The following is a 14,582-nucleotide window of genomic DNA, read 5'->3' as shown; positions in this document are numbered from 1 at the left end:
AAATCTGAATCAGCTTTTTTTATGCACAATGAAATAAAGTTATGCAGGATTGAATAACATCAAACAATTTTTTGAAAAAAGGTTAGAATTAGCCGCGTTTATCTGTTGGCATGCTTCTTGCAATAGTTAGAGTGAGGGTAAAAAAGGAGGAAATAAAATGGTCGAAGTAAAAAACCAAGTAGTAAACTTGAAGATGTTTTTTGATGGTGAGTGGAAAGATGCGGAAAACCAACAAACACGACTAGTTTACAATCCTGCTAATGGAGAAATTATCGCCAAAGCACCTGAAGGGACCATTACGGATGCCCGCGCTGCTATTAATGCCGCCCGCAAAGCTTTTGATACGGGTGTTTGGTCGGGAATTTCAGCTCAGGAGAGAGCTTCTTATTTATTAAAAATCGCCGATAAAATTGATACTTATGCAGAGGAATTAACCCAGCTTGAGACCATGGATAACGGCAAACCATTGCGAGAGGCAGGCTTTGATGTGGCCGATGCGGCAGCGTGTTTCCGCTATTATGCAGGATTGATTACAAAGCCTGATGGCCAGACCTATCATGTTGCCGACCCAATGCAGGCGATGGTAGTCCGGGAACCTGTCGGAGTTTGCGGTTTAATTGTCCCGTGGAATTATCCTTTGTTAATGAGTGTTTGGAAAATAGCCCCTGCCTTAGCGGCAGGTAATACAATTGTCTTTAAACCGTCAGAAGTCACCCCGGTTACCCCACAAAAATTATTTAAAATATTTGAAGAAGTGGGTCTGCCAAAAGGGGCGGCGAATATGGTCATGGGAGCAGGAGCCGTGGTCGGAAATGAAATTGTTTCCCACCCAGATGTGGATATGATTTCATTTACAGGTGGTACCAAAACAGGAAAACACATCATGAAGACAGCAGCTGACACCATGAAAAAAGTATCACTGGAGTTAGGCGGGAAATCGCCCAATATTATTTTTGCTGATGCAGATTTTGAAACGGCTGTTGATTATGCCCTTTTCGGTATTTATGCCGGCTCTGGCCAAGTTTGTTCAGCAGGCTCGAGAATTCTCGTGGAAGAAAGTATTTATGATCAATTTGTAGCCCGCTTCGTCGAAAGAGCACGAAATATTAAAGTAGGTCCTGGAAATGACCCTTCGACAGAAATGGGGCCGCTTGTCAGTGCAGAACACCTTGAGAAAATTCTTTATTATATAGAACTCGGAAAGCAGGAGGGGGCAACCTTGGCCTGCGGTGGAAATCGGCTCGTTACGGATGGCTTGGAGAAGGGCTACTTTGTTGAGCCAACGGTTTTTGTCAATGTCGAACAAGAGATGAGAATTGTTCAAGAGGAGATTTTTGGACCCGTAGTAGTGATTCAAAAATTTAAGGATGAAGAAGAAGCAGTTAAGTTAGCCAATGACACTGTTTATGGCTTGGCTGGCGGTGTATTTACAAAGGATGGCGCTAAAGGACTACGGGTGATTAAGAAGCTCCGTGCTGGAATTACCTGGATAAATGCTTATCATCCTACTTATAACGAAGCTCCTTGGGGAGGTTATAAGCAAAGTGGGATTGGCCGCAGCCTTGGAACATTTGGGCTTGAGGAATTTCAAGAAATCAAACAAATAAATATTAATCTGCAGGTAGAACCGGTCGGTTGGTTTTCAAACTGATCTGGATTTGAAAAATAAACTAGGACAAAAACAACACAAAGGGAGGAAGTATTTTATGAGTATCGATTATAAGCAGGAGTTAAAAAGTAAACAAAATGAACAGGTATCTGAATATATTAATAGGGTTCTAGAATTAATAGAAAAAGAGGAAATTAATGAAGAAGAAGCAGCATGGATTACAAAAGAAACGGTTGATGGATTCCGTGAACATGTTAATCCAGGTTTCCTTGCCTACCGTAAAACGGTCACAAAGGACGGCCAATTTGCCGCAGTGGAATGGTCTGATAATGGTTCCTGTTTTAAGGACGTCAACGGCAAGGAATATATTGATTGTCTAGGCGGCTTTGGTATCTACAATGTCGGACATCGTCATCCTAAAGTTTTAAAAGCGGTAACCGACCAACTGAAACGTCAGGCTCTGCACAGCCAAGACCTGCTAGATCCACTTCGTGCCATGCTCGCGAAAATTTTAGCTGACATAACACCAGGCGATTTAAAATATGCTTTCTTTACCAACAGTGGGACAGAAAGTGTGGAAGCAGCCTTAAAGCTTGCCAAAATGTACAGTGAACGGACTACCTTCATTTCCACGACACGGGCGTTCCATGGGAAAAGCTTAGGATCGTTATCCGGGACAGCGAAGGGCATGTTCCGTAAACCGTTCTTACCATTGATCCCGGGTTTCCGGCATGTACCATTCGGCGATATCGACATGATGCGAAAAACCTTTGAAGTATGTGCTTCAGTCGGGGAAGATGTGGCTGCCGTCATTTTAGAGCCGATTCAAGGTGAAGGTGGAATCATTCTTCCGCCAGAAAATTATCTCAAACAAGTCCGCGAGCTATGTAACCAATACGGCTCCTTGTTGATTTTTGATGAGGTGCAGACAGGAATGGGAAGGACAGGAAAAATGTTTGCCGCTGAATTATATGAGGTGGTACCGGATATTATTTGTCTTGCTAAAGCCTTTGGCGGAGGCGTTATGCCTGCAGGGGCGATCGTGGCCAGGGAAGAAGTCTTTAAGAGCTGGTTCCCAAATCCATTCATGCACACCACTACCTTCGGCGGAAACCCATTAGCCTGTGCGGCCGCAATTGCGACAATTGGTGTTCTTATTGAAGAAAAGCTTCCTGAACGGGCTGCCGAAGTCGGTGAATATTTCCTCAAAGAATTAAAACAAGCTGCCAAGGGTCATGAGGATAAGGTCCAGGAAATTCGCGGTCAAGGTTTGATGATTGGCATCGAGTTCCATCAGGATGAAATTGGTTATGAGGTTTCTAAAGGAATGTTTGATAGGGGAATTCTCGTGGCGGGTACCTTGATCAACTCAAAAACGATTCGAATCGAGCCTGCATTAACCATTAGTTATGAAGAGGTTGATCAAGTTGTCAGAAATTTTAAAGAAGTGTTAGAGCATGTAGAGGGATAATCGCCTTTTATATAGAAATGAACAAGGGGGATTGCTTTTATCCCCTAGGTGTTATTTTTTTAAAAGGAGGAGTACGAATTGGAAAGGAAATTTGTCAAGCTCCAAACAGAAATACCTGGGCCAAAATCGAGAGAAATCTTGGAGCGAAGAAATAAATTTGTTCCAAAAGGGATCAGTAACAACAGCCAATCGTTTGTAAAAAAAGCAGAGGGAGCACTGGTCGAGGATGTGGATGGCAATCATTATATTGATTTTGCCGGTGCAATCGGAACGATTAATGTCGGCCATTCACACCCGAGAGTGGTTAAAGCCTTGCAGGAACAAGCAAGCCAATTTATCCATACCGGTTTTAATGTGATGATGTATGAATCTTATATAAATTTGGCAGAGCGGCTTTGTGCGCTGGCCCCAGGTCAGTTTGATAAGCAGGCTGCTTTCTTTAACAGCGGAGCGGAAGCCGTTGAAAATGCCGTTAAAATTGCCCGCAAGTATACAAAACGTCAAGGGATTGTGTCGTTTACAAGAGGATTCCATGGGAGAACGTTAATGACCATGACCATGACAAGCAAGGTCAAGCCTTATAAATTTGGCTTTGGTCCATTTGCCCCGGAAGTATATAAGGCACCCTATCCATATGTATACCGCCGTCCAAAAGGAATGACTGAACAGCAATATAGCGGCATGATCATTGAGCAGTTTGAACAGTTTTTAGTTGCCGAAGCCGCTCCAGAAACGATTGCAGCCGTGGTGATGGAGCCTGTGCAAGGAGAGGGCGGATTCATCGTGCCCGACAAAGCCTTTGTAAAACGGGTAAGAGAACTGTTCACAGTATGGAATTTTGTTTATTGCTGATGAAATTCAAACAGGTTTTGCAAGAACAGGAAAACATTTCGCGATTGAGCATTTTGATGTCGTTCCTGACTTAATTACCATTTCAAAATCGATGGGGGCAGGTGTTCCAATCTCGGGTGTCATCGGCAGGGCGGAAATCATGAATACCCCTGAAATTGGTGAGATTGGCGGAACTTACGCTGGAAGCCCGCTCGGCTGCCAGGCAGCCCTGACCGTTTTAGATATTATCGAAGATGAGCAATTGAATGACAGGGCGCGACTAATTGGCGAGCGAGTGATTGAAAAAATGCAGCTCCTAGCCGATCGCTTTGAAGGGATTGGCGATGTCCGCGGCCTTGGGGCAATGTGTGCGATGGAGATTGTTAAGGATCGTAATTCCAAAACACCTGATAAAGAGGCCGTTGGAAAAATAGTCAAAGAAGCAGCTAAACGAGGTCTTATGCTGTTAAGTGCCGGTATCTACAGCAATGTGATTCGTCTGCTTATGCCGATCACCCTCTCGGATGAGCAGCTTGAAGAAGGGTTACAAATACTGGAAGAATCCATTGAAGCAGTCTATCAAAATAATCCTGCCTTATCTGTTGGAGGTGAATAATATGGATGTTCTTAGGCAGAATTATCAAGTTTATCCGATGTATGTAAATGGTGAATGGGTGGGGAACGACTACGAGGTATTTACTGACATCATCAATCCAGCTACAAAGGAGGTGATTGGTGCTGTTCCAACAGGCGGCGCCTACGAAGCGAAACAGGCTGTTGATGCAGCCCATAAGGCCTTTAAAAATTGGTCAAAACGGACCTCGGACGAGCGCTATCAGCTTTTGATGAAATGGTTCTATTTAATAGAAAAAAATAAAGAAGAAATTGCTAGAATTATGACCATTGAGCAAGGGAAGCCGTTAAAGGAAGCCTTAGGCGAGGTTTCGTATGCGAATGGCTTTATCTCCTGGTATGCCGAGGAGGCAAAGAGGGTCTATGGTGAGACCATCCCCGCATCAAGTCCAAATAAAAGAATACTAGTAAGAAAAGAACCAGTCGGCGTCATCGCGGCGATTACCCCGTGGAATTTTCCGGCAGCGATGATTACAAGAAAAGTAGCTCCGGCCCTTGCAGCAGGGTGTACCGCTGTCGTGAAGCCTGCCAACCAGACACCGCTTACGGCGTTAAAAATGGCGGAGCTGGCACATGAAGCCGGAATACCAGCAGGAGTGATTAACGTCATTACTGGACGATCTTCCGAAATTGGCGATGCTTGGTTAAAAGACCCACGTGTAACAAAAATAACGTTTACCGGATCGACAGAGGTAGGAAAGACGTTAATGCGCGGGGCAGCTGAGAATGTAAAAAAAGTTTCGTTAGAGCTTGGCGGAAATGCTCCTTTTATCGTGATGGATGATGCGAACTTAGCGAAGGCTGCCAGCGGCCTTGTCTTATCAAAATTCCGCAATGCCGGCCAAACCTGTATTTGCACCAATCGGGTCTATGTACAGGAAAGTGTTGCGGACGAATTCATTAAGCTTTTTCAGGCCGAATTAGAAAAGCTTAAAGTCGGTAATGGACTTGAAGAAGGGACAGATATCGGTCCGTTAATTGATAAATCTGCTTACAAAAAAGTAGAATCATTGGTTCATGATGCCGTTAAAAAAGGCGGTAAAGTAGCGTATAGCGGTTTAAAGCCTGCAGATGAAAAGGGTTATTTCTTTGCCCCAACGATCCTTACCAATATCCATGATGAGATGGAGTGTATGAAGGATGAAATTTTTGGACCACTTGCGCCAATATCGACCTTCAAAACGGAAGAAGAAGTGATTGAACGGGCCAACAATTCCTGCTACGGATTGGCTGCGTATGTCTATACGGAAAATTTAAGCCGCTCCTTTAGGATTACGGAACAACTGGAGTATGGAATTATCGGTTTAAATGATGCCCTGCCGTCAGTGGTTCAAGCTCCGTTTGGCGGCTATAAAGAAAGCGGCCTTGGACGCGAAGGCGGGCATTACGGGATTGAAGAGTATTTAGAAGTAAAGTATATTTCGATTGGATTGGATATCTAATTAAAAATGAGTTTTAAATTGGAGCCAGTGAACCTTCATTGCAGCAGCATTGATTGTTTTCACTGGTTTTTTTAATAATAGTAGTCAAATACTTCAAAATACAACGCCCGCTGTGGTACGATAACGTATAAAAGTTAACCAAGAATCAAGGGGGTTGGGAATTTGATTAACACCGTTTTATTTGATGTGGATGGGGTGCTTTTGAGCGAAGAGCACTATTTTGATGCATCTGCCCTGACTGTTTGGGAGATGCTGATTAGCAGCAATTATCTAGCACTCGCACCGGAACAATTTACAACCGAATATACCGAAGCAGACATCAGCCGCATCCGGGAAAATGTCTTCCAGAACGACCAGGTCCTTAAATTTATGAAATCGCGCGGTCTAAACGCAAACTGGGATATGATCTACCTATCCTTCGGCCATCAGCTCATCCATCTTTTATCGCAAATTAAAGAGGATGAAGCTGCCAAAATAGCTCAATGGCTAACGAATCCAATCGATTATGAAACCTTACGGGATATGGCTTCGGTATTAAGTCAGTATCAGGTAGAATTGAACTTTAGTTTGTTCGTAGACGAATTCTCTCAATCAGATGCGACAAAACAGGAATTGTTTGAATACTTGAATGTACTAGCCAGAGAGAAGCTAAACATAGAAACATCAATTTTTCAAAAAGGGAAGCTTTGGTCCATTTGTGAGCATGTATCACAGGAGTGGTATGTAGGCGACGAACATGTCCTCGCTTCAACCGGCAGACCATCAGTCCAAACTGGTAAAAAGGGATTCCTTGCCAATGAGACAACCCTTGCTCCAGCACAAGAAATAGCCGCTTTATTTCAGCAGCTTTCCTCATCTGGTATCACGATTGGAATTGGTACAGGAAGGCCAGAGCTAGAAACAATCCAGCCTTTTCACCATTTAGATTGGCTGAAATACTTTGATGAAAAACGAATTATTACGGCGGATGAAGTCTCCAAAGCGGAACAAGAGATAACAGATCCCCAATCCTTATCAAAGCCGCATCCTTTCACCTACATCATGGGTTTAAAGGGAAAAGGAACCTCTGCACTATACTGCATAAATGCCACTTTGCCCATTCAGAATGGGAAAGAAGTATTGGTGGTCGGAGATTCATTGGCAGACCTTCTTGCAGCAAGGCAGCTTGGCTGTCAATTTGCAGCCGTCTTAACGGGTCTTTCCGGGAAAGATGCACGACACGATTTTGAACAGCATAAAGCAGATTTTATTCTAGATACTGTCCTTGATATTAAAACTATTTTATAAAACATAAAAGGGAGTGGCAACCGCCACTCCTTTATTGATACTTCACTATTCAGAAAAATTTTGCAACTTTAGAACAAACCATTTACAACAAGGACAGAAGCGGTTACAGTTAAATAAATAAAAAATAAATCTATTGTAAAAAAATAAAGAGAGTCATATAATGTCTACAATAGAAAAACAATTGTACGCTTCGGGTAGACAGTGGTAGGAGGAGAAAACATGGAAGCAATCTCGATTGGTCTCTTAGGGTTAGGTACGGTCGGTTCAGGTGTTGTACAAATAATTAAAAATCACCAAGATAAATTAATTCACCAAGTAGGGTGTCCGGTTGTCATAAAAAAAATTCTTGTACAAGACGTACATAAAAGCAGACCGGTTCATGTTGACCCCAATCTATTAACATCTAATTCAGATGAGATCCTTTTTGATCAGGATATTGACGTAGTCATAGAGGTAATGGGCGGAGTCCATGAAACAAAAGATTATTTGATCACCGCACTAAGACAAGGAAAACATGTTGTGACGGCAAATAAAGATTTAATGGCCCTGCACGGGTCAGAATTATTGACTGTTGCTTCAGAACATGGCTGCGATTTATATTATGAAGCAAGTGTGGCTGGAGGGATTCCGATTTTACGCGGGCTGGTCGATGGTCTTGCTTCTGATCGAATTACGCAAATGATGGGGATCGTCAATGGTACAACCAATTATATTTTAACCAAAATGAGCGATGAAGGCCGCTCCTATGAAGAAGTATTAAAAGAGGCACAAGAACTTGGCTTTGCTGAATCTGATCCAACTTCTGATGTAGAGGGATTAGATGCAGCTAGGAAAATGACGATTCTTGCGACCCTTGGCTTCTCGATGCATATTGACTTAGACGACGTGAAGGTCAGCGGAATTTCTAACGTGACAGAAGAGGACTTGCGTTACGGGAAACAACTAGGCTATACGATGAAACTAATCGGTTTTGCCCATAGAGAAGGTGAAAAGGTGGAAGTGAGTGTGGCCCCTACCTTTTTATCGAATAATCACCCGCTTGCCTCTGTCCAAAATGAATACAATGCTGTTTATGTATACGGGGAAGCAGTAGGCGAAACAATGTTCTATGGACCAGGAGCGGGAAGCCTGCCGACAGCCACTTCGATTGTTTCAGATTTAGTCGGTGTCATTAAGAATTTAAGACTTGGTGTAAATGGTAAGAGCGCCGTATCACCGCAATATCCGAAAAAGCTAAAGGAAAATGAAGAGAAGTATTCTAAATACTTTTTACGGATTCATGTGCAGGATGAAGTTGGGGTATTCGCAGATATTACTTCTATATTTGCCAAATACGGTGTAAGCTTTGAAAAAATTCTTCAGCTTCCAATTAAGAAACATGAAACATCTGAAATTGTGCTAGTGACACACAAGGCTTCGTTAACAAATTACGATAAAATTCTGCTAGAATTATATGATCTACATGCAGTTAAAGAAATCAAAAGTGCCTATAGAGTGGTGAGAAAATCACTATAATAGGGCAAGCGTTACTTGAGGCATATAAAGTAACTTTATCCAACTCCCTAACGTTTAATGGGCAGTTACAGAACAATTTTCAAGGAGTTGTACACGCATGACACTTCATGACCGTATAATGATTAAGGTCCCGGCAAGTACAGCGAATCTAGGACCTGGCTTTGATTCAATGGGCCTTGCGCTTGATTTGTACTTGACCCTGGAAATAGAGAAAAGTAAAGAGTGGCATTGCTATTCCAATTGTGAGGAGTTAAAGGACTTCCCAACGGGCCCGGGCAACTTTATCGTTAATGTTGCCCTTCAAACAGCAGCCCAGCATGGTGTGGAACTCCCTCCATGTAAAATTAAGGTTGAGAGTGATATTCCGTTAGCGAGAGGGCTTGGTTCTAGTGCGTCGGCCATTGTAGCAGGGATCGAGCTGGCAGATGCAGTGGGAGGTCTGAACTTAACAAAACAAGATAAACTCCTTCACGCAACAGAATGGGAAGGTCATCCAGATAATGTGGGAGCATCGATTTATGGCGGATTTGTTATTGGCTGTTATAAGGATAATGAGGTCGACATGCTTTCATTTACAAACCTTCCAATTGAGGTGGTTGTCCTGATACCTCAGGAAATCTTATTAACGAAGGCATCTCGGAATGTTTTGCCAGAAACTTACACCCGTCAGGAAGCAATTGAAGCTTCTTCTACGGCCAACCTATTAGTTGGTGCCCTATTAACGCAGAACTGGGAGCTTGCGGGAAAAATGATGGAAAGTGATCGTTTCCATCAGCCATATCGTAAATCGCTTATTCATGACTATGATAAGATTGAACAAACGGCTAAAGCCAATGGGGCGTTCGGGACTGCATTAAGCGGAGCAGGGCCAACGATGATTTGTTTTACGGAAAAAGGCAGGGCGGAAGGCCTTGTGAAGGCTTTAGAAGCGGGATTTCCTGAAATGACCGCTAAAAAGCTATTAATCGATTATATTGGCAGCAGTGTGATCGAATTAGTAAAATAAAAGAAAAGGGCAGCTTATGATAAGTAGTTCAGTTTTAAGGTAGATAAACTAAATTATAACTGTATTTTTTAGTCCAATTCGCAATAGAATTGGACTATTCATTTTTGTTGATATCACGGTTTGTATGGAGTTATATCTAAACTAGCAATAAAAATGGCATATAAATTAGTATATGGACAATAGTTATTGGTGATATGTTATTTGATGCGACAAACGTAATGCTAATTTCCTAGTTATGATTCAAATAAGGTGAATGATAAGTAATTTTAACTTCCGCTTGCTACTCAAAACATCAGACGGGCAAAAGTGTCGGAAAATAGGGCAGCTTTGAACAGTGAAGAAAAATTACTTCAGTCCTGTCCGAAGTCGAGTCATCTTCGGACAGCAGATGGCTAAATTACTACTTCAATCCTGTCCGAAGTCGAGTCATCTTCGGACAGCAGATGGCTAAATTACTTCAATCCTGTCCGAAGTCGAGTCATCTTCGGACAACAGATGGCTAAATTACATCAGTTCTGTCCGAAGTCGAGTCATCTTCGGACAGCAGATGGCTAAATTACTTCAATCCTGTCCGAAGTCGAGTCATCTTCGGACAACAGATGGCTAAATTACATCAGTTCTGTCCGAAGTCGAGTCATCTTCGGACAACAGATGGCTAAATTACATCAGTTCTGTCCGAAGTCGAGTCATCTTCGGACAACAGATGGCTAAATTACTTCAATCCTGTCCGAAGTCGAGGTATCTTCGGACAGCAGATAGCTAAATTACTTCAATCCTGTCCAAAGTCGAGGTATCTTCGGACAGCAAATGGCTAAATTACATCAGTTCTGTCCGAGGTCAGGAAATCTTCTTACAAATAAGTTTTCCGACACGCTATAAAAAAACACTCGGTTTCCCAAGCGTTTTTTGCTAATTCACTTGCTAATTTTCGTACAAAAGCAGTTTTAATCAGTTTGATAGTTCAGTTGTGCATTTTAATTTTCTACTCGATATCTGAACTACTTAAGCTTATGAGCTGTTCTTTTTATTTGGCTTGATTACTATTTTTCAAAATCGACAAGAAACTTCTCAAACTCAGGGCTGCTTAAAGGCTTGCTAAACAAATACCCTTGCATAAGGACGCAATTTCTTGAAAGTAAAAATTCCTTTTGATACTCTTTTTCAACACCTTCTGCAATCACATCCAAATGAAGGCCGCGGGCCAAACTAATAATTGCCTCAGGGATTTCTGTATTTTCTAAGCTCTCATTAATATTCTGGATAAAGGTTTGATCAATCTTTAATGTGTTAATCGGAAGATCTTTTAAATAACTTAGCGAAGAATAGCCTGTTCCAAAGTCATCAATCGAAATGGAGATACCTTGGTTTTGCAGTGTTTGAAGTGATTGGACAATCTCAGACGAATTATTTAACAAGATGCTTTCCGTTATTTCAATCTCAAAAAGGTGCGGCGGAAGATTTTTTTCAGCAAGAATCCTCTTAACTGTCTCTAGCATTAAGTCTGGTTCTTGAAATTGCCGGGCTGAAAAGTTGACCGAGACCGTTAAAGGATGCGAACGAGTTTGATTCCATTTACTCACTTGTTCACAGGCCTTAGTCATGACAAGCTCCCAAAGCGGCTGGATAAATCCAGTTTCCTCAGCTATAGGGATAAAAATGACCGGTGAAACATTTCCAAATTCCTCATCTGTCCATCTCACCAAAGCTTCTGCCCCAAAAACGACCCCTGTATCTACTTTAATTTTAGGCTGATAAAATACATCAATCTTTTTATTCTCAATTGCCCTTCTTAGATGGGCTTCAAGCCGTGGTCGATCAATGGTTGAATGCATCGATTTTTCTGAATAGAAGATGGCCTTATTTCCGCCATTCTTCTTAGCATTATACATCGCCATATCCGCATAGCTGATCAGTGTATCCATGTTGGATGTATGCTCTGGATAGCGGCTAATTCCTATACTGGCGCCAAGGTAAAATTCATTACCATCTATCATGTAAGGTTTTTTTAAGATATCAATTAACCTATCGGCAGCCGCTTTTGTTTCCTCGTGATTATGGCGGAGGAGAAGGATAATAAATTCATCTCCACCTTGTCTTATTAAGATACTGTTATCCGAATCAAGACCATCTTTTATTCTCGCGGCAATCATGTTTAAGAGCTCGTCACCCTTGTTATGTCCATAGGAATCGTTTACTTGTTTAAAACGATCCATGTCAATGAACAAAACTGATACGGCTTCGTTATTTTCCTCTGCTTCAATCATGATGCTGTTCAGCTTTTCCTGTAAAAACCGTCTATTTAATAACCCGGTTAATGGATCGTGATTTGCCTGATATTCTATCAGGGTCTTACTTTGCTGTAAGTCCTCCACATATCGATGTAAATCGGTCGACATCGCATTCACATTTTCGGTAAGAAGTCCTAATTCATCTTTTCTGTTTACGTGTAAATGCTTCCCGAAGTTTCCTTGAGCAATCTCGTTCACTTGTTCAACAATATAGCCAATTGGCTCTGTAATGGAACGGGAAAAGATAAAACTGACAATTAACACAATCAGCATGATAACAAGCGAAAGGAGGATATGCATAAATAGTTCGTGTCGAAGCTCATCTTGAATAAGGCCATAATTATAGACAAGGCCAATAACAAAGGGCTGACCTGATTTCGGGGACACAGGAACAAATGTTTTTAAAACACTTTTCTTGTTAAGGGTATCATTGTATGATTGCACTTTCTTTGTTTTGATTGCTTTCTTAATATAGGCGGCATCTGTCTCGATATTGCGGAATTTATAAGAACCATACCAAATCGGTCTAGCTGAAATGCGAATATAACTATTTCCGTTTAGGTGAACCACTTCACTCTTTTTCCCAAAGTTTTTGGGATTAAATACGGATATTTCTAAAATGCCTCGTTCCTTGGTGTAACCTTCGATGATTTTCCCAGGACCAAATCGTTGCTCAAACTCTAAAACTTCGTTATCCCGAAAATAGGGGTTGATGATATAGTTCGTTGTCCCGTCATAATAATAGCCCCATTTATCAATATGATCAGGATCGGATGAGGCAATTTCAATTGGGCCAGACCAATAGTGCGGCAGCGTTAACCCTTTTCCTACATTGACAGGTTTTAGGGCCAATAATTGTTGGTAGGCGTCATACCAGTAGCCCCAGCCTTTTGTTGACATGTTGATTTCTTCAGGGTCTGATGAACGGACTCCAATAATATCGTCCCTAGTTTTCGCTAATAAGGTGATGTGAGATACCCTGACCTCACTCGCTAGTTTTTTTAATTGATCGTTGGAAATTTGCTGATAGGTTGGAGGAAGAGATTGTTTGATTGCAAGAGATGCAATTCTCAAGTCTCTCCCTAGAATATTCTCTACATATAAGGAACCCTCTCTAGTCTTTTCCACTTGGAATGACACTTCATTGGTTATGACGGAGATTTCCCGTTCGTTATATTCCAGCAGCTGGTTTTTTGACCAAAGATAGTGAAAGGTATTATTCGCAAGTAAGATAAACAAAACGAGCAGGAAGAAAATTAACGGCAGCTTTTTTTTAATGGACAAGGATGCAACACTCCAGTACCTGACTTTAAAAGGATCATAACAAACCTATGGTTAGTAGTCACCCTTTTATCCCATGCAGCCATTCCCGGTAGCATTCATCACATAGCGCTTCATCTCTTTCTTGATTCATGGAAATAAAGGGGACATAGTGTAATTGCCTTTCCTCAATGTCCTCTGTACAATAAAAACATTTTTCAGCCATAATCCGTCTCCTTTCATCTCATTTCTTTTTTGTAGTTTTTTCCGGTTTAGAGGTTTTATTACTTGGGAAAATCATCCATTACATTCAAAAACTTTGTGTCTATATTTCTGACTATGCTATAAAGAAAGTGTAAGAGCTTAATAAGGAGGTAAAATTTAGTGGATTTTCTCAATAAAGTTGTCGTAATAACTGGTGCAGCGAAAGGAATTGGCCGAGGAGTAGCTACTGCCTATTCCATAAAAGGGGCAAAAGTCGTTTTGGCAGATGTAGACCCTGAAGCAGGTGAACAAACCGTGACAGAAATTAGAAAGCAGGGGGGAGAGGCTTTTTATGTCAAAACAGATGTTAGAAGTGAAACCGACATTATTCAACTGATGGAGGTTACCATAGAGACATTTGGCCGAATTGACATTCTGATCAATAATGCGGGAAAAGGTGTATTCAAATCACCCTATGAGTTAACCATTGAGGAGTGGGACGATTGTCTCAACACCAATTTACGCAGTGTTTTCCTTTGCTCACGGGAAGCAGCAAAATATATGAGGAAAAATCCAACTGGCGGAGCGATTGTGAACATTGCCTCAACCCGTGCCTTAATGTCAGAGCCTAACTCCGAAGCGTATGGAGCCTCTAAAGGGGGAATCGTCGCGATTACTCATGCACTGGCTGCTTCATTTAGTCAAGATATGATAACGGTAAATGCCATTTCTCCAGGCTGGATCCATAATGGTGATGAGGCTGAACTTTCACATGCTGACCATGAGCAGCATTTATCAAAACGAGTTGGAAAACCTAGCGATATTGCCAAGGCATGTCACTATTTAACGAATCCCACTAATGATTTTGTAACTGGCATTAATTTGGTCGTTGATGGAGGAATGACCAGGAAAATGATTTATGTAGAGGAATAACAACCCCCCTGCAGTTCCCTTCCGAAAAGAGTGTCCCCTGCTTGTTCTAAATATGGTAAAATAGTGTAAATAGTGTAAATAGTAAGAAAAAAGAAAGGGGGTC

General features: G+C 41.7%; 9 protein-coding genes and 1 pseudogene. 8 read left to right on the top strand and 2 right to left on the bottom strand.

Annotated elements, in window-relative coordinates; genetic code table 11:
• The first annotated feature begins 157 nt into the window (after positions 1 to 157).
• The 7 genes and pseudogenes from L1999_RS23940 (at position 158) to thrB (ending at position 9,794) form a co-directional block, all read left to right on the top strand.
• Entirely contained in the window at positions 158 to 1,651 is a 1,494-nt protein-coding gene (locus tag L1999_RS23940) for an aldehyde dehydrogenase family protein (protein WP_235740809.1), read from the top strand.
• A 55-nt stretch (positions 1,652 to 1,706) separates the two neighbouring features.
• A complete protein-coding gene (locus tag L1999_RS23935) occupies positions 1,707 to 3,080 on the top strand; it encodes a putrescine aminotransferase (protein ID WP_235740808.1) in 1,374 nt (457 codons plus the stop codon).
• A gap of 78 nt (positions 3,081 to 3,158) precedes the next feature.
• Positions 3,159 to 4,527: pseudogene (gabT, locus tag L1999_RS23930) on the top strand (4-aminobutyrate--2-oxoglutarate transaminase).
• A gap of 37 nt (positions 4,528 to 4,564) precedes the next feature.
• Entirely contained in the window at positions 4,565 to 5,986 is a 1,422-nt protein-coding gene (locus tag L1999_RS23925) for an NAD-dependent succinate-semialdehyde dehydrogenase (protein WP_235744445.1), read from the top strand.
• 162 nt (positions 5,987 to 6,148) lie between these two features.
• The gene (locus tag L1999_RS23920; RefSeq protein WP_235740807.1) at positions 6,149 to 7,273 is read left to right on the top strand and encodes an HAD family hydrolase; all 1,125 of its coding nucleotides are present in this window, start codon (positions 6,149 to 6,151) and stop codon (positions 7,271 to 7,273) included.
• 219 nt (positions 7,274 to 7,492) lie between these two features.
• The gene (locus tag L1999_RS23915; protein ID WP_235740806.1) at positions 7,493 to 8,788 is read left to right on the top strand and encodes a homoserine dehydrogenase; all 1,296 of its coding nucleotides are present in this window, start codon (positions 7,493 to 7,495) and stop codon (positions 8,786 to 8,788) included.
• 97 nt (positions 8,789 to 8,885) lie between these two features.
• Positions 8,886 to 9,794: a homoserine kinase gene (gene thrB / locus L1999_RS23910; protein WP_235740805.1), complete on the top strand. Its 909-nt coding sequence runs from the start codon at positions 8,886 to 8,888 to the stop codon at positions 9,792 to 9,794.
• A gap of 1,040 nt (positions 9,795 to 10,834) precedes the next feature.
• Here thrB and L1999_RS23905 read toward each other — a convergent pair.
• Together L1999_RS23905 and L1999_RS23900 are read right to left on the bottom strand one after the other, a co-directional pair.
• The gene (locus L1999_RS23905) at positions 10,835 to 13,366 is read right to left on the bottom strand and encodes a putative bifunctional diguanylate cyclase/phosphodiesterase (protein ID WP_235740804.1); all 2,532 of its coding nucleotides are present in this window, start codon (positions 13,364 to 13,366) and stop codon (positions 10,835 to 10,837) included.
• 58 nt (positions 13,367 to 13,424) lie between these two features.
• Positions 13,425 to 13,568, bottom strand: a complete 144-nt coding sequence (locus L1999_RS23900) for a hypothetical protein (protein WP_215044761.1) — start codon at positions 13,566 to 13,568, stop codon at positions 13,425 to 13,427.
• A gap of 158 nt (positions 13,569 to 13,726) precedes the next feature.
• On the opposite strand from L1999_RS23900, the gene L1999_RS23895 reads away from it, so the two are divergent.
• Entirely contained in the window at positions 13,727 to 14,479 is a 753-nt protein-coding gene (locus L1999_RS23895) for a glucose 1-dehydrogenase (protein ID WP_235740803.1), read from the top strand.
• The last annotated feature ends 103 nt before the right edge of the window (positions 14,480 to 14,582 follow it).

Source organism: Neobacillus drentensis, assembly GCF_021560175.1.
GTDB lineage: Bacteria > Bacillota > Bacilli > Bacillales > Cytobacillaceae > Neobacillus > Neobacillus drentensis_A.
Note: the sequence above shows the minus strand (reverse complement) of the source record. Positions and strands in the feature narration are given on the sequence as shown.